General features: G+C 68.5%; 19 protein-coding genes. 10 read left to right on the top strand and 9 right to left on the bottom strand.

From position 1 onward, the window contains the following. Positions 1 to 18: 18 nt before the first annotated feature. The 4 genes from HRU76_10425 to HRU76_10410 all read right to left on the bottom strand — a co-directional run bounded on the left by HRU76_10425 (position 19) and on the right by HRU76_10410 (position 2,310). Positions 19 to 471 (bottom strand): NUDIX domain-containing protein, encoded by a 453-nt coding sequence (locus tag HRU76_10425; GenBank protein QOJ17974.1) that lies wholly within the window; start codon positions 469 to 471, stop codon positions 19 to 21. A 99-nt stretch (positions 472 to 570) separates the two neighbouring features. Then, positions 571 to 882 (bottom strand): hypothetical protein, encoded by a 312-nt coding sequence (locus HRU76_10420; protein QOJ17973.1) that lies wholly within the window; start codon positions 880 to 882, stop codon positions 571 to 573. 76 nt (positions 883 to 958) lie between these two features. After that, entirely contained in the window at positions 959 to 1,372 is a 414-nt protein-coding gene (locus HRU76_10415) for a metallopeptidase family protein (GenBank protein QOJ17972.1), read from the bottom strand. Then, positions 1,369 to 2,310 (bottom strand): dihydroorotate dehydrogenase, encoded by a 942-nt coding sequence (locus HRU76_10410; GenBank protein QOJ17971.1) that lies wholly within the window; start codon positions 2,308 to 2,310, stop codon positions 1,369 to 1,371. The genes HRU76_10415 and HRU76_10410 overlap by 4 nt, the downstream gene beginning before the upstream one ends. Before the next feature lie 60 nt (positions 2,311 to 2,370). Here HRU76_10410 and HRU76_10405 point away from each other — a divergent pair, with 60 nt between their 5' ends. Next, positions 2,371 to 3,039 carry a Fe(2+)-trafficking protein gene (locus HRU76_10405; protein ID QOJ17970.1) on the top strand — a complete coding sequence of 223 codons (669 nt, stop codon included), beginning with the start codon at positions 2,371 to 2,373 and terminating at the stop codon, positions 3,037 to 3,039. A 100-nt stretch (positions 3,040 to 3,139) separates the two neighbouring features. On the opposite strand, the gene HRU76_10400 is transcribed toward HRU76_10405, so the two are convergent. From HRU76_10400 to HRU76_10385, 4 genes are all read right to left on the bottom strand, one after another. Continuing rightward, entirely contained in the window at positions 3,140 to 4,726 is a 1,587-nt protein-coding gene (locus HRU76_10400) for an amidohydrolase (protein ID QOJ17969.1), read from the bottom strand. 53 nt (positions 4,727 to 4,779) lie between these two features. After that, a complete protein-coding gene (locus HRU76_10395; GenBank protein QOJ17968.1) occupies positions 4,780 to 5,439 on the bottom strand; it encodes a leucyl/phenylalanyl-tRNA--protein transferase in 660 nt (219 codons plus the stop codon). A 40-nt stretch (positions 5,440 to 5,479) separates the two neighbouring features. After that, complete coding sequence (locus tag HRU76_10390; GenBank protein ID QOJ17967.1) at positions 5,480 to 6,037, bottom strand: hypothetical protein; 558 nt, start codon at positions 6,035 to 6,037, stop codon at positions 5,480 to 5,482. A gap of 119 nt (positions 6,038 to 6,156) precedes the next feature. Next, positions 6,157 to 7,113 carry an aldo/keto reductase family protein gene (locus HRU76_10385; protein ID QOJ17966.1) on the bottom strand — a complete coding sequence of 319 codons (957 nt, stop codon included), beginning with the start codon at positions 7,111 to 7,113 and terminating at the stop codon, positions 6,157 to 6,159. A 141-nt stretch (positions 7,114 to 7,254) separates the two neighbouring features. Here HRU76_10385 and HRU76_10380 point away from each other — a divergent pair, with 141 nt between their 5' ends. The 7 genes from HRU76_10380 (at position 7,255) to HRU76_10350 (ending at position 13,096) form a co-directional block, all read left to right on the top strand. Continuing rightward, positions 7,255 to 7,992 (top strand): lamin tail domain-containing protein, encoded by a 738-nt coding sequence (locus tag HRU76_10380; protein ID QOJ17965.1) that lies wholly within the window; start codon positions 7,255 to 7,257, stop codon positions 7,990 to 7,992. A gap of 143 nt (positions 7,993 to 8,135) precedes the next feature. Next, complete coding sequence (locus HRU76_10375) at positions 8,136 to 9,089, top strand: hypothetical protein (protein QOJ17964.1); 954 nt, start codon at positions 8,136 to 8,138, stop codon at positions 9,087 to 9,089. 24 nt (positions 9,090 to 9,113) lie between these two features. After that, positions 9,114 to 9,800 (top strand): hypothetical protein, encoded by a 687-nt coding sequence (locus HRU76_10370; protein ID QOJ17963.1) that lies wholly within the window; start codon positions 9,114 to 9,116, stop codon positions 9,798 to 9,800. 53 nt (positions 9,801 to 9,853) lie between these two features. Then, positions 9,854 to 10,318 carry a transcription elongation factor GreA gene (locus tag HRU76_10365; protein QOJ17962.1) on the top strand — a complete coding sequence of 155 codons (465 nt, stop codon included), beginning with the start codon at positions 9,854 to 9,856 and terminating at the stop codon, positions 10,316 to 10,318. A 71-nt stretch (positions 10,319 to 10,389) separates the two neighbouring features. Continuing rightward, on the top strand, positions 10,390 to 11,829 hold the full coding sequence (cls, locus tag HRU76_10360; protein QOJ17961.1) for a cardiolipin synthase: 1,440 nt from the start codon (positions 10,390 to 10,392) through the stop codon (positions 11,827 to 11,829). 56 nt (positions 11,830 to 11,885) lie between these two features. Continuing rightward, positions 11,886 to 12,332 carry a hypothetical protein gene (locus tag HRU76_10355; GenBank protein ID QOJ17960.1) on the top strand — a complete coding sequence of 149 codons (447 nt, stop codon included), beginning with the start codon at positions 11,886 to 11,888 and terminating at the stop codon, positions 12,330 to 12,332. Beyond that, entirely contained in the window at positions 12,329 to 13,096 is a 768-nt protein-coding gene (locus HRU76_10350; GenBank protein ID QOJ17959.1) for a site-specific DNA-methyltransferase, read from the top strand. Before HRU76_10355 ends, HRU76_10350 begins: the two co-directional genes overlap by 4 nt. A 43-nt stretch (positions 13,097 to 13,139) precedes the next feature. Here the strand turns inward: HRU76_10350 and HRU76_10345 are convergent, their stop codons facing one another. Beyond that, entirely contained in the window at positions 13,140 to 13,787 is a 648-nt protein-coding gene (locus HRU76_10345) for an aminodeoxychorismate/anthranilate synthase component II (GenBank protein ID QOJ17958.1), read from the bottom strand. 170 nt (positions 13,788 to 13,957) lie between these two features. Here HRU76_10345 and HRU76_10340 point away from each other — a divergent pair, with 170 nt between their 5' ends. Together HRU76_10340 and HRU76_10335 are read left to right on the top strand one after the other, a co-directional pair. Next, positions 13,958 to 15,178 (top strand): alpha/beta hydrolase, encoded by a 1,221-nt coding sequence (locus HRU76_10340; GenBank protein QOJ17957.1) that lies wholly within the window; start codon positions 13,958 to 13,960, stop codon positions 15,176 to 15,178. Positions 15,179 to 15,289: 111 nt separating this feature from the next. Beyond that, a complete protein-coding gene (locus tag HRU76_10335; GenBank protein QOJ17956.1) occupies positions 15,290 to 15,721 on the top strand; it encodes a hypothetical protein in 432 nt (143 codons plus the stop codon). Positions 15,722 to 15,814: the final 93 nt, after the last annotated feature.

Below are 15,814 nucleotides of genomic sequence, written 5' to 3'. Positions count from 1 at the left end.
CAGAGTTTTGGAGTGCATTCACCGCGCCGCCGGGTTGATCGCTTGCCTCACCGCCCAGCGCTGACTCTCGTGATGCAGCGCGATGATCGCCTGGGCCGGGGGCAGCCACACCAGCCGATGATCCGCCTCGCCTTCGCGCGGCTCGTGGCTGACGACCTCGGCCCGGAAGAACGTGCCGCGCTTGCGGTAGCGCCGCCCCTCGGCTCGGGCGTGGATCAGTTCATCCGCCACACCGATGGGCTGGCCGAGTCGGATCGACAGCCCGCACTCCTCCCGCGCCTCGCGCACCGCCGCGTGCTCAGGCGACTCGCCCGCCTCCTGCCCGCCCCCCGGCAGGAAGCCGCGCCCGTTGACCAGCACCACCGCCACCTCGCCGCGCTCCGACACAATGACCGCGTACCCGCCGGGGCGGAGGGTGTACGCGGCGTCGGGGTGGTGGTGGCCGAACTGGGAGATGAGGGTGTCGGGCATAGGCGGCTGCGGTCACACAGCAGGGTGCGTGGCAACACACAAAAGGGTCCGAGGGTCAGCGCTCACCGACGGATCGGGCTTGCCTCACGCGGCTCCATGTCAGGCGTCCGCTGGCTCCCCGATCATCTCCAGGAACCGCGCCACGTCCGCGCGGCCGTAGATCGGCTGGCGGAACTGAAGCGCCTTGCGGAACGGGCGGCCCGGCTTGAACCCGGCCGCCCGCAGCAGCCGCCGGATCTCGGCCAGCTCGGCCCGCGATTCGGCCGTCAGACGGACCTCGTAGCCCTTCCTGTAGACCCCCTTCGCAGCGTCGGCGCGACGCTCGGGGCGCGGGCGACGCACGTACCCGTTGCGGTCGAAGTACCACGCCAGCTGTCGGGCGATGGATTCGGTCACGGCGCCTTTGACCATGGATGACGGCGCTCCTTTGTCGGCTTTCCTCACACGATGCTCCAAGGCGAGCGGGCGTCCGCGGACACGATCAACATCACCCATACCCCAGCCGCTCCAGATCCTCCTCATCCAGCCCGAAGTGGTGGCCGATTTCGTGGAGGAGGGTGATGCGGATTTCCTCGCGGATCAGTTCCTCGCCGCCGAAGGGGTGGCCGTCCTCATCGATATCCTCATCCCAGCCGCCCGCCATGTCAAGGATGCCCTCGCGGAAGAGGTGGATGGTCTCCATGTCCGGGTGTTCGACCGACCGCTCGGTGATGGGCACACCCGTGTGCAGCCCGCAGAGGATGTCGTCCGGCTCCATGCCCAGTTCGGTGAGGAGCTTGGGGTCGGGGTGGTCCTCCACGATGACGGGCGATTCATCCAGCAGCGCGCGGATGGCGGGCGGCAGGGCGTCGATCTCCTCCTGCAGCAGGGCGTCGAAGCGGTCGCGCTCGGCGGGGGTCATGCCGCTCTCCCCGCGCCGGGGTCAACCTGCCCCACCAGGTCGCTGAGTTTCGAGCCGCCCTGGCGCGTCACCCACGCGTCGAGCCCGCGCATCACCTTGAGCGGCAGGCGGGGGTTGACGAAGAGCGCGGTGCCCATGCCCACCGCGCTGGCGCCGGCGAGGATGAACTGGGCGGCGTCGCGCCAGGTCATCACGCCGCCCAGCCCGATGATGGGGATGCCCGCCTCGCGGGCGGCGCCGCGGTAGACGGCGTGGATCATCCGCACGGCGATGGGGTGGATGGCGGGGCCGGAGTAGCCGCCCGTCACGTTGCTCAGCCGGGGCGCGCGGGTCTCCACGTCGATCGCCATGGCGCTGACGGTGTTGATGAGCGTCAGCCCGTCCGCGCCCGCATCGATCGCCGCCCGGGCCAGGGCCACGATGTCGCCCACGTTGGGCGAGAGTTTCACCAGCATCCTGGTGCGGCTCAGCGCGGGGCGCACCGCGCGCAGCAGTTCCCCCAGCGCGGCGGGGTTCTCGCCGAACACCAGCCCATCCGCCGTGTTGGGGCAGGAGACGTTGAGCTCCACCAGCCGGAACGCGCCGCACTGGTCGAACGCGGCGGCCACGGTCACGTAGTCGTCGATCGACCCGCCCGCGATGGAGCCGATCACCGTGGTGGGGGCGGCGGGAATCCTCGGGACGATCTCCGCCAGGAACCGCTCCAGCCCCATGTTGGCCAGCCCGATGGCGTTGAGCATGCCGTGCGGGGCGTCGAGGATGCGCCAGGTGGCGTTGCCCTGCCGCGGCTCGCGCGTGATGGATTTGGTCACCACCGCGCCGAAGCGCGACAGGTCCACGGCGTCCGCCAGTTCATCGATGTAGCCGCACGTGCCCGAGGCGGCGATCACCGGGGCCCGCAGCGTCACCCCCGCGAGTTGAACCGACAGGTCCGCCATGCGGCGTGACGATAGGCGGGACGATCACGAAATCACGAGCGTGAGGGCCTAGGATCGAACATGAGCGAACTGGACGACCGCATCGCGCGTTTCGAGCACATGGCCAGGGCCGACCCCGACAACGAGATGGCCCACTTCTCCCTTGGAAGCGCCTACCTTCAGGCGGGGCGGGCGGCGGAGGCGGCCGCGTCCTTCCATCGCTGCACCGCCCTCAACCCGGACATGTCCAAGGCGTGGCAGATGGCGGGCGAGGCCCTCATCAAGGCGGGCTGGAGCGACAAGGCCGTCGAGGTGCTGAACAAGGGCTACGAAATCGCCGCGAGCAAGGGCGACCGGATGCCCCAGCAGGCGATGGCCGACCTGCTCAGGTCGATCGGGCGCGAACCGCCCCCCCTACGCGCGCCGGCGACCGCCGCGGGCACGACGAAAGGGGCGGGCGGCGCGGGGGGTGCGGCGTCGGGGTTCATCTGTCACCGCACCGGCCGCCAAGGCACGCAACTCCCGGCGCCGCCGTTCCGGGGCCCGATCGGAAAGTGGATTCACGAGAACATCTCCGCCGAGACCTGGCAGGGCTGGATCGGTCAGGGCACCAAGGTCATCAACGAACTGCGGCTGGATTTCTCGCGCGATGAGGACCAGCAGACCTACGACCGCTACATGTGCGAGTACCTGGGCATTGATGACGCGCTGAAGATGCGGCTGCTGGGCGAGCAGGCGAATACGCGGTGATGCCGGCCAGGTGACGGAGGGCGGGATCACCCGGCCCCCGGCACAGTCCGGCGACCCGGACGACCTTGCCCGCGTGCATCATGTCGCGCTCGAAGCCCGATCATGCGACCTCATGCAGCACCCTGCCGCCCACCACCGTCATGGCGACACGGGGCGGCTGCTTCATCCAATCCGCCGTGAACGGGTCGTGATCGAACATGGTCAGGTCGGCGAGCTTGTTGACTTCGATGGAGCCGATGCGATCCTCGAATCGCAGCGCGGCCGCGGCGTCGATGGTGTAGGCGCGAAGGGCCTCGTCGATGGTCAGGTTCTCCTCGGTTCGCACGGGGGTTTCATCGAGCGTCAGTCCCGTGACCGCGGCGCGGATGCCCGCCACCGGATCGCACGTGACGATGGGCCAGTCGGACCCGAAGGCCAGCCGCGCCCCGGCACGGCGCAACTGGCGGAAGGCGAAGAAGCCGACCATGCGGGCTTCGCCGAGCCGCCGCCGGGCGTAGCGGCCGTCATCCGCCTTGTGGAGCGGCTGCATGGAGGCGATGACGCCCAGGCGGGCGAATCGCGGCACATCGTGGACATGCAGGGTCTGAGCGTGCTCGATGCGCGGCCGGACCGCGGCGGTGGCGGTCGGCGCGCCCGCCGCCTCGACGGCGTCAAGCGCGCGCCGCGCCGCCGCGTCACCGATGGCATGCATCGAGGGCTGGAACCGCCGCCGCGCAACCTCGCGCACCCAGGCGTCGAGATCCCCGGACGCCGCCAGTTCGCACCACAGCCCGCGATGGTCCGGCGCATCGTCGTACGCCTCCAGCATGCGGGCGGTGCGTGAGCCGAGCGTGCCGTCGACGAACGACTTGTAGCCGATCACGGCCAGCCGGTCATCATGGGCGAAGGACTCGCCGAAGGTGAAATCCAGCGGCCAGTCACGGTCCAGCAGCGTCAGCCGCACGCGCAGCGTCAGGTGATCGCGCTGGGGCAGGTAGGCCGCCTCGATCTCGCGCTGGTACTCCATGGAGCCCACGGTCGTCAGCCCCAGCGCGTGAGCGTGATGCATGGCGGCGAGCAGGGCCGCCTGCTTCTCCGTCGCGCTCAGCGGCGGAATGACGGGATTCACCAGTTGCCACGCGGCGGCTTCGAGCATCAGGCCGGTCGGCTCGCCTCGCGCGTCGCGCTGGATGCGTCCACCCTCGGGATCGCGCGACACGTCGCAGCGGGACAGCACCGCGCTGTTGACCAGGCAGACATGCGAATCCATGCGGTAGGCGACGACGGGTCGATCGCCAGCCGCCGCCAACCACGACTTGTCGGGGAGTGCTCCGCCCCAGTTCTCCTGCGACCAGCCGTGGGCGCGGAGCCATCGCGTCCCGTGCGGAACGCCGTCGGCCTGCTCCGACTCCAGCATCGCGGCGTGACGTCGTGCGAGGGCCTGCTCGAACTGCCGGCGCGAGCGCACCCCTGAAAGGTCCAACTGCCCCAGCGACTCGCCCGCCATGAGCAGGTGAACGTGCGTGTCGATCAGGCCCGGCGTCATGGCCCGACCCCGTGCGTCCAGACGACGCCGCGCCGATTCCGCGCGTGGCTCGTCGTCGATCGACGTGATGACGCCGTCCCGCACCGTCAGGCAGCGCGCCCACGGGCGCGCCGGGTCGGCGGTCCAGATTCGTGCGTTGGTGATTGCGAGTTCGTCGGCCATGCGTGATTCCGTGAATCGGCGCGGCGTGCGGTCGGGGGAGGGTGCGGCCCTGGTCAGGCGTTCATTGTTCCTGGTGCGGGCCACGCCCCATCCGCCTGGATGGCGAGCCGCAGTCGCTCCAGGTACGCCTCGCGTGGAATCTCCACGCAGCCGAACTGCTCGACGTGGGGGTTGGTGAACTGCGTATCCAGCAGCATGAATCCGCCCTCGCGGAGCATCCGCACCAGGTGGACAAGGCAGACCTTTGATGCGCCAGAACCGCCAAGATCCGGACGGCAGAACATCGACTCGCCGAAGAACGCCGCGCCCAGGTGTACGCCGTACAGCCCCCCGACCAGTTGACCGTTCCGCCAGGCCTCGACGCTGTGAGCGAGTCCGTGGCGATGCAGTTGTGCATAGGCCCGGATCATCTCCTCGCTGATCCAGCAGCGGTTGTCCCGGGAGCGGTCGAAGGCGCAGGCCCGCATCACCTGTTCGAAGCGTGTGTCGGTGCGAATCTCGAACCGTCCCTGCCGCGTCAGCCGGGCGACGTTGCGCGGAACGTGGAAGTCATCCAGCGGGAAGAGGGCGCGTGGATCGGGGCTGTACCAGCCGATCTCACCCGTGTCCGGGTCGGCCATCGGAAAAACGCCTATCGAATACGCGTGAATCAGCAACTCTGGCGCAAGCGGAGGCGTGACTGATCGAGCACGTGATTCGCGGCGCAGCGGCATGTCGGCATCGTACCGCGATGTCGGGACATGCAGAGACCGATCAGAAGTCGTCCCGATCGCCAGGTGACCATCCCAGTTCATGCCGCGCCTGCTCCACCACCCGGGCGATGTGCGCCGCCACGGGGTTGGCGGGCGCGGGCGTCCGGCGATCGCGCCCCGCGGTCTTGGCTGCGCCGCGCGGCGCCATGCGGCCAGACAACTCGACGGACACCGTTGAACCGGATCCCGCTTCGACTCCCCCGAACATCGCCCGGCACTCCGTCAGCAGCGGCCTGAGGGTTTCCACCTGCCTGAGGCGCGTGACGCGGGCCTCCAGCCATCCGGCTCTGCCCAGGGAGCCGAAGGAGTTGGGGCGGATGAAACCACTGGCGTTCACGACCGATGCCGCCCGCTCCCTGGTCAGTTTGAAGGAAATCTCGACCCCCTCATCACCCTTCAGCACCACCACGAAGGCCAGGAGCTTGGGTTTCTTCAGCGAGCCCCCCGGCCCCGGGAGCTTGTACGCCCGCCCGCCCCATTGAGCCGTCGAAAACACGCCCGGCAGCGCGCTCAGCGCAGCGTCCAGACGCTCCAGAATTGGGCCGACGGGGGAAGACATGGTGAGTTGTCAGTCCTCGGTTGTCGGTCGCCTGCGATGGGGCGCGGCCTCGGTTGACGCCGAAACCGACCGCGCCAATCGACGCCCCACTCCCCACTTCTGATGTCTTCCACCCCTGCTCACTTCGCCAGAATCGCCTCGATCCGGTCGAGCACCTCGTCATCCAGCGTGATATCAACCGCCTTCACGTTGGAGACAATCTGCTCAGGTCGGCTGGCGCCGATGATCGCGCTGGTGAGTTCGCGTCGGCGCAGACACCACGCCAGCGCCAGTTGACTCATCTCCACGCCCAGCCCCCTGGCCAGATCGGTCAGCCGCGCGACGATCGCCAGGTTCTGCTCGTTGATCTTGTCCTTGATGAACACGCTCTGCTTGGGATCCGCCGCGCGGCTGCCGGCGGGCACGCCCGCGTTGTACTTGCCCGTCAGCAGGCCCTCGGCCAGGGGTGAGTAGCAGACGATTCCCAGCCCCAGCCGCTCGCACGTGGGAAACACATGCGGCTCCCATCCGCGCTGCAGCATGTTGTACTGCGGCTGATTGCACGCCGGGGGATGCCAGCCGTGGTCGTGGCACATCTCCACCGCCTCGCTGATCTGATCGTGCGTCCACTGACTGACGCCCCAGTAGAGCACCTTGCCCTGGTTGACCAGGTCGTTCATGGCCCGGCAGGTTTCAACGAGGGGCGTCTCCTCATCGAATCGGTGACACTGGTAGAGGTCGATGTACTCGACGCCAAGTCGTTTCAACGATGCGTGGCACTGCTCGAACAGATGCTTGCGCGACAGTCCGCGGTCGTTGGCGCCGGGGAAGGGCCAGTCCTTCTGAAACGGAAAGTACGCCTTGGTGGCGAGCACGAAGGTGTCGCGGCGGAACGGGCGCAGGGCCTTGCCCACCATCACCTCCGTCTCGCCCGAGCCGTACACGTTGGCCGTGTCAAAGAAGTTGATTCCCTGCTCGTAGGCGGCGCGGTGCAGGGCGTCCGTGCCTTCCTGTCCGTGCGCAGCGGAGGTAAGCCACGACCCCAACCCGATCTCCGACAGTTTCATCCCCCACATGCCCATGCGACGGTACTTCATCGGTCTCTCCAGGACGCCGCGGCGCGGCGGCATGCGCCACTGTAGGGGGCACCGGAGCATCCGTCCCCGGAGGATTCGGCCTGAATCGCACGCCCGGCGAGCGGGTTCCGGTTAGGATGGAGTCACTCCCGGAGTCATCGCATGGCGCCACGAATCCTCGTTCCGATGGTCGTCGGTCTGCTCGCCGCACCTGCGGGCGCCCAGGGGCGGGTCATCATCACCGAGATCATGTACAACCCCGCGTCAGTTGAGGACAAGGGGCAGACGGAGTGGGTGGAAATCGCCAACGTCGGCGATGCCGCGGTGGAGATCACAGACTGGAAGCTGGATGACGAGGATTCGCTGGACTGGGGAACCTTCAGCTGCGTCCTACCGCCGGGGGGCGTCGTGGTGCTGATCAACAGGGACGGCACGAACGAGCAGGACTTCCGCAAGGCGTGGGATATTGCGCCGAAGGAAGGCGAACCCGAACCGCCGCCTTACCTGGTGATTCCGGTGACCTGGGGCAGTCTGGCCAATCGCCCGGATGAGCAGAATGAGATTCTGCAGGTCAGGAATGACAGGGGCGAGGTGGTGTGCGAGGTGAATTTCCAGTCCGGTGGACTGTGGCCGTCCGTGACGGGTCGAGGCGGACCGAGCATCGCACTGACGAGCGCCAAGGTTGTGGAACTCAATGACGGTCGAGGGTGGATGAAATCCGAAGCGGGAAAGCACGGGGCTCGGGCGAGTCGGGCGGCCGGAGCGTTCAGCGCGGAGGACATCGGCTCGCCCGGCACGGTGGCCGGACTCGATCCGCCCACAGAGGCCCCGCGGCTCAAGGACGGCGCCGGCGCCACCCCGAAGCGGGAAGGCGGCGACAGCAACCGCGTGGACTTCTGAATCACCCCAGGTCGATCACGACGCGGCGTGACGCGGTTCGCCCCGGCGTCTCCGCCGGGATTTCCGAACATCGAGCGCTCCCCCTGCCGATGGGTGTGGTCGGCGGTCGTCACGCGTGCCCCGAAGCCGCTCGAGGGTTGTTCATGCGCAAAAAGAGCGCGAAGAAATCGAAGTCGATGAAGGACAAGCCCGCCGCCGGTCGGACCTGGCCGCGGATGCCGGACGGCGCGGTGCGCGGCACCCTGCTGGGATTGATGTGGATCGCCGGACTGGGCGGACTGGGATTCGGCGCGGTGTACGGCTACCCGGAGTTGCGCTCCTACGCGGCGTCAAAGCTGAGCGTGGAGGCCATCGAAATCCGCCTCCCCCCCCTGCCCGCCTGGCTGGAGGTGCTGGACACCGGCGAGCAAACCGGGCGCACGGTCGAGTTCGTCAACGGCGTGAAGGCGCGAATCATCGAGGAGATTTCCACCGCCGCCCGCGCCCGGCTTGGGCGCGATCCGCTGGTGCGTGGCGATCTGATCGCCACGCGGGAATCGCTCATGGCGACGGGCTGGTTCCAGTCCGTGGATTCGATCCGGCGTGATCAGCCCGGCCTGGTGGTCATCGAGGCCACTTTCGTGCAGCCCTTCACGATGGTGCGCGACGCACAGGGCAGCCACCTGGTGGATGAACAGGGTCGCCTGCTGCCCCTGCACTACCCGGCCAAGTCGCGCCTGGCGCGGTTGCCCGTCATCACCGGCGTCCGCTTCGCCCGTCCGTCGCAGCCGGGCATGAAGTGGGAGGGCAAGGACGTGGCCGCCGCTCTGCGACTGGTGTCGTTCCTGGAGCGTCCCGATGATCGCGGCGCTCGTCCGTGGCTGTCGCAGATCGTCGAAGTGGACGCCTCGGAGTACAACCGCACCGAGGCGCTCTGGCTGACGACCAACAAGGGCGCTCGTCTGCTCTGGGGGCGCCCGCCCGGGGAGGAACGCGGCATCGAGGTGCCCGCCACCACCAAGTTCGCGTACCTTGAGCAGTTGCACCGGGACTACGGACGGGTGGACCGCGATCTGCGCGAACTGGACCTGGTCACGGACCGCGTGTACGCCCGGTAGACCGGGGTCGCGTAGCATGATGGCATGGACCATGCCGCAACGCCCGTGACGCTGCCGCGCGGGCTGATTTTTCTGTCGTTCCTGTGGCTGGTGGCGTCGTGGTCGGCGTCGATCGGTGTCCGTCCGCCGGTGTTTCCGAGCGCGGCCAGCTACGAGCCGGGGGTGAAGCGCATGCTGCTGGGCGTGGTGATCGGGCTGATGGTGGCGTGGCCGCTCTACCGGCTCTCACAGCCGCGCTCGCTGGCCCCGATCCGCCAGACGCTGCTGGATCTGACGGTGATGCTGTCGATGACGCAGGTGGTCATCTGGCCGCTGCGCCTGATCACGTCGTGGACGCGCGAGCGCACCGCCGCCATGGACCTGACGATCATCGCCTGGACGCTGCTGGCCGGCGCGCTGGTGGCTTCCACGCTCGGCGCCAGACCGGGAAGGGTGCGCGTCCTGGGGATGCTGGGATGCCTGGGACTCTGTCTGGCGGGTCCGCTGGCGGCCTGGCTCGGGCTGCAGTTCCGCGTGGAGGCGCTGGACCTGATCGACCTCAGTCCGCTGCTGTCAATCAACACGCTGGGGGACGGCAAGAGCGCGCCCATCACCCCGGCTCAGTGGGCGTCCATCACGTGGCTGTGGGTGGCGGCGGTGGCGGCGTGGATCGCCCTGGCCCTGACGCGCCGACCACAATCGCTCGCCGCCAGTGGCGGCGTGGCGGCTTGACCCATATTCTGTCGAAGGCGGACAGCCAGTCTCCCCGGGAGGCACGGAGCGACATGGATTTCATCACGGCCCAGGAAAAGCAGGAACTCGAAGCCCGGCTCGCGGAGCTGCACGCCAAGCGGCTGGACCTGGTCAACCGGATCGCGGAGGCCCGCGCCAAGGGCGACCTGCGCGAGAACGCGGATTACCACGCCGCCCGCGAGGACCACGCCTTCAACGACCGGCTCATCCGCGAGCTCGAAGAGAAGCTCCGCACCGCCAAGGTGGCGGATTCCAGCGTGATTCCCGACGGCATGGTCTTCATCGGCGCGACCGTGCGGCTGCGCGACGCCGACACCGGCGACGAGGACGTGTATCGGCTGGTGGGCGAGGCCAAGGTGGACATGACGCTGGAGTACATCGAAGTCTCGGCCAACTCGCCCATGGGCGTGTCGCTCATGAAAGCGCGGGTGGGTGAGACCATCCGCGTCGATCTGCCGCGCGGACCCAAGCAGTTCGAGATCATCGAGCTGCTGTAGCGCCGGGGCGCGCGCCGACGGGCTCCGCGGCAGCACGCCGCCGGGCAGGCGCGGCAAAGCAAGGGGGCGGCTTGCTGGGCGTGACCCTCACCATCACCCTGATCGCGGCGGAAGTGCTGGCCGTCGGCGCATTGGTCGTCACGGTGCTGCTGCGGCGCAATCTCGACCCGGCCACGCGGCTGGCGTGGCTCACCGTGCTGGTGCTGCTGCCGGTGGTCGGCATCATCGCCTACCTGCTCGTGGGAGAGGCCCGCCTGGGCGGACGGCGTATCCGGCGCCACCGCGAGGTCGTGCTCACGCGGCGCGAGACGGCCAATACGCCGCCCGCTCCGGGCCATGCGCCGGTCATCGCCGAGCCCCTGCGCCAGATCGCTCTGCTGGCCGAATCCGTGGGAGGCGACCTCCCCGCCGAAGGCAACGTGCTGACGCTGCTTGGCGACTCCGAGGAGTCGATGCGATCCCTCATCCGCGACATCGACCAGGCGCGTGATCACTGCCACATCGTCACGTACATCTACCTCACCGACGCCACGGGCCGGGCCGTCGCCGACGCCGTGATCCGCGCCGAGCGCCGGGGCGTGCAGTGCCGCGTGCTGGTGGATTCGGTCGGGTCGGCGGCGTTTCTCGATTCCGACCTGTGCGACGCCATGCGCATGGAGGGCGTGCAGGTGGTTGGCGCCCTGCCGGTCAACCCGCTGCGCTCCAAGTTCGCCCGCTTCGATCTTCGCAATCATCGCAAGATCGCGGTCATCGACGGACGCATCGGGCACACCGGGAGCCAGAACATCGCGGACGCGGCATTCGCCCCGAAACGTCGCTACGCCCCGTGGGTGGACGCCTCGGTGCGGATTGAAGGCCCGCTCGTCCACGACCTGGCGCGGCTGTTCGCCGAGGACTGGTACCTGGACACCGACGAATGGCTGGGTGAGACGCTGCTCAACCCCCCCTCTCCCATTCCCGGAGGGGTGATCGCCCAGTTCATCGGCACCGGCCCCAACGCCTACAACCAGGCGATGCGGCAGGTGTACCTGGCCGCCTGCCAGCTCGCCAGAGAGGAACTGATCCTGACCACTCCCTACTTCGTCCCGGACGAGGCGACGGTCGTCTCGCTGGCCACCGCCGCGCGGCGCGGCGTGACCACGGAACTGGTGGTGCCCAAGCGGAACGATTCGCGCCTGGTGGCCGCCGCCAGCCGCGCCTACTACGAACCGCTGCTGGAGGCGGGAGTTCACATCCACGAATACGCCGCCGGGCTGCTGCACGCCAAGACGCTCACCATGGACCGCGAACTGGCCATCATGTCCTCCGCCAACCTCGACCGTCGTTCGCTGTTCCTCAACTTCGAATCCAGCGTGATCGTCTATGATGATGACTTCACCGGCCACCTGCGGCTGCTGCAGCGCACCTACATGAGCCGCTCCCGGCGGATCGACCCGCTCCGGTGGGCGAAGCGCCCCTGGCCGCGTCGGCTGGCCCAGAATGTGGCTGGGCTCTTCAGTCCGCTGCTCTGAAGCGTCCACGCCGGGCGTCCTGTGGTATGCTGGAAGGACACCGTGGAGCAGGGTTCATGCGGGGCACCAACCGTTCATCCCGAGACTCGCTGGAGCACGACGCCCTGTGCCGGTTCGCCGCGCTCGTGGAGAGCGTGGGCATCAAGCGTTTCGCCGCCTCGATGGGGCTTTCCACGCGACAGGTCAACCGGATTCTCTCCGGCGCACAGCCCAACCCCATCGAGCGGCTCATCAGGTCGCTCCAGAGCGCGGATGTGGACGCCGGCGATCAGGCCCTGGACTACATCTGCCAGGAGATGGGCGGCCACTTCGTCCGCATGGAAGCGGTGGACATGGCCGCCGTCAACGCCGTGCGCGAGTGCGCCGAAGCCATCGTCGCCATCAGCGACGGCCAGATTTCCGAACTCGACATCAACGAGGTGCGCGAGGCCATCAGCGCGCTGACGGCTTTGTCCATGACGATCAAGAATCAGCGCCGGGGCCCGGATGATCGGAAGGCATGAGGCCGCCGCTTCGTCCCAGCGACGTCTCGCTGCCTGTCGCGCGACTGCGACTCTGCGTCGGCGACTGTCTTACCGCACTGTCATCCATCCCGGCAGGCGGCGTCGATCTGCTCTACCTCGACCCGCCCTTCAACACGGGTCGCCCGAAGTCCGGTCGGGCCGGCGCGTTCGCCGACCGCTGGCCGGACATCGCCTCGTACCTGGGCTTCCTGCGGCCGCGGCTGATCGCCGCCCTGAACACGCTCACGCCCGATGGAGCCATCCTGCTCCACTGCGACTGGCGCGCCTGCCACCACCTGCGGTTGCTGCTGGATGATCTGCTGGGGCCCGAGCGATTCGTCAACCACCTGATCTGGCGCTACGGGCTGGGCGGCTCCTCGCCGCGCCGCTTCGCGCGCAAGCACGATGACATCCTGTACTACGCCCGGTCGGATCGGTACTTCTTCGCGCCGCCGCGCGTGCCCGCGACGAGTCGTCGCATGGCTGGTCGGGAGAAGAAGGCCACGGATGTGCTGGACATCCCCGCGCTCAACAACCTCGCCAGCGAACGAACCGGGTATCCCACGCAGAAGCCGCTGGCACTGCTCACGCTCCTCGTCAACGCCTGCTGCCGGCCAGGCGGAACGGTGCTCGACCCCTTCTGCGGCAGCGGAACCACGCTCGTGGCGGCCCTGCAGACCGGGCGCAACGCCGTCGGCATCGACCGCAGCGCGAAGGCGATCAAGGTGGCGCGACGGCGCCTGAAGTCGCTTGGTGCGCGATGAACGGTGCTGCCCGCCGGGCATCGCCCGCCCGCGCCGCGGAGTTCTATGCCGCCGCCATGCCCAGAAAGTTCGCCAGCAGGCGCGGCCCCTCCACCGTGAGAAAACTCTCCGGGTGGAACTGCACGCCGTCCAGGGAGGCCGCCGGCGCCATCGACTCACGCCGCTCGGCTGCCTGCTGTACGCAGACGGCTCCTCCCTCTCTCCGCCACCGCAGCCCCATCACCTCGCCGTCCTTCGTCCATGCGCTCACCTCGAACGCGGGCGGCACCGTATCCCGCTCGACAATGAGTGAGTGGTACCGTGTGGCGACGAAGGGGTTGGACAGACCGCGATAAATGCCCCGGTTGTCGTGAAAGATCTCGGAGGTCTTGCCGTGCATGAGCGTGTGGTGGCGCCTGACGGTCATGCCGTGCACATCGCCGATGGTCTGATGGCCCAGGCACACGCCGAGGATGGGGATGCGCCCGCGGAAGTGGGCGATCAGGTCCGGGCAGACGCCTGACTCCTTGGGCGTACAGGGGCCGGGCGAAAGGATCAGGTGCGTCGGCACCAGATCGGCCGCCTGGGCGACGGTGATCTTGTCGTTGCGGACCACGCGCATGGGCGGGGGCGAGTCGGGCCTCAACTCGCCGATCCGCTGCACGAGGTTGTAGGTGAACGAGTCGTAGTTGTCGATGAGGAGAATGAGCATGAGCAGGTGGCGCCTGTTTCCGGCTGGCGACCCGGTTCGACGGCGCAGTTCTGTGGCGCCGGCATCCCGCCGGTGACCCCTGCGGTTCGCCCTGAGCCGTCTGAACAATACCCGCAATACCCTTGATCGACCGTTCGTTGACCTGTCGCACCTGAACCGGGAGCCGTCCGATGCTCAACAAACGCGTGCTGTGCTGGTCGCTCGTCTCGATTCTGACGGGCGGAGCGATGGCGCAAACCCCCCCGCCGGGTTCCCCCCCACCAGATTCCCCCCCGACGCGCCCCCCATCCGATCGCCCCCCGGCAGACCAGCCCCCCGTCGAGCGTGAGCCGCAGCGTCCCGGCGTCCGTCAGTCCGGCGAGCCATTGCGATTGCTCCCCAACGTCGAGCAGGTGCGTGACGTGGTCTACGCCACGGTCAGGACGGATGCCGGCCGCGACCTCGACCTGCACATGAACGTCTACTTTCCCAAGGACTCCGCGGGCAGGAAACTCCCCGTGGTCATCTACATCCACGGCGGGGGCTTCACCGGCGGCTCGCGCGAGGCGGGCGACCAACTGAGCGCCATCGTCGCCGCGGGCGGGTACTTCGCCTGCACCATCCAGTACCGGCTGCTGCAGCAGGGTCGCTTCCCTGCGGCGATGCACGACTGCAAGGCGGCGGTGCGATTCCTCCGCGCCAACGCGGAGGAACTGGGCATCGACCCGAAGAAGATCGGCGTGTGGGGGCATAGCGCGGGCGGCCACCTGGCCGCCTACCTGGGCGTCACCGGCAACGCGCCCGAGACCCACGGCGACGTGGGCGAGACGCCCGAGGTCGACTCATCCGTCGCCTGCGTCATCGACTACTTCGGACCCACCGATTTCCCATCGCTCTTCACGGGTCGCGGACGCGACATTCAGCGTCTGCGCACCCAGCTCTTCGGCGAGGCGGTGGAGGACATCGAAACGAAACTCCGACGCGCCAGCCCGGTTCACTGGGTGGACGCCGACGACCCCCCCGTGCTCATCGTCCACGGCTCGCAGGACAATCTGGTGCCGCTCAGCCAGTCGGAGATCTTCGAGAAGGCCCTGCACGAGGCGGGCGTGAAGGCGGAACTGATCGTGGTGGAAGGCGCGGGACACGGCTTCCGCGACGCCGACTCGACCATCCGCTGCGCCGAGTTCTTCGACCGGCATCTCGGCGGCGCGCTTGCCCCGGTGGTGACGCGCATCGCCGAGGCCACGGGCGATGACGGGCCGCTGGGCCGACGCGGCGGACAGCAGGCCAGGCCCCAGCGACCCGGGCAGCCGCCCGCGGATGGGACAGATCGCCCGCCCGCGACGGACGAAGGCCGCACCACCCCGCCCCGTCGTCCCGGCGGAGGCGGCAACGCCGGCGGCGGTCGGTAACACGGACGGAGATCGACCGGCGTCATTCAGCGTTTCGATGCTTCGATGCGGCGCCTGCACACCGGCGTCACATGCTCATATACTCGCCTCCGTTCACACCGGAGGTTTCCCGTGTCCAGTATGTCCGCACCCGCCGCCGCTTCTTCCCGCGCCCGCGTCTCGCTTCGGCTGAAGGAGATCAAGGGCGACCTGCTGATCCTGTGCGTGCCCGGCACGGACTACGAACTTCACCTGGTGCGCGACGGCGGCGTAATCGACGCCTCGCACATCGGCCGGCGGGTCAGCGGCGAGATTCACGCCCGCGCCTTGCGCATGCACCGCAGCGATACCGGCGGCTGTTTCATCGAGCCGGTGTACGGCCCCCCGCGCATCGTGCAGGGCGCGGTGCTGGCGGTGGACGCCGCCAACAACCGGGTGCTGCTCGACCTGACCGTCCCTGCGTGGATGACGCTGCACAAGGACAACGCCATCGATCAGTTCCGTGAAGGCGACCTGTGGAACTGCTACGTGGAAAGCGGCACGCGATTCGTCGTGTCCCCCTGAGCCGTCGCGGCGTTCCTGATCCTGCTCCACCACCTCTCCGTGGCTCTCCGTAGTCCTCGGTGTTGAACCCCTGCTTGCAATCGCATCGCGTTT

The organism is Phycisphaeraceae bacterium, from assembly GCA_015709595.1.
GTDB lineage: Bacteria > Planctomycetota > Phycisphaerae > Phycisphaerales > SM1A02 > CAADGA01.
Note: the sequence above shows the minus strand (reverse complement) of the source record. Positions and strands in the feature narration are given on the sequence as shown.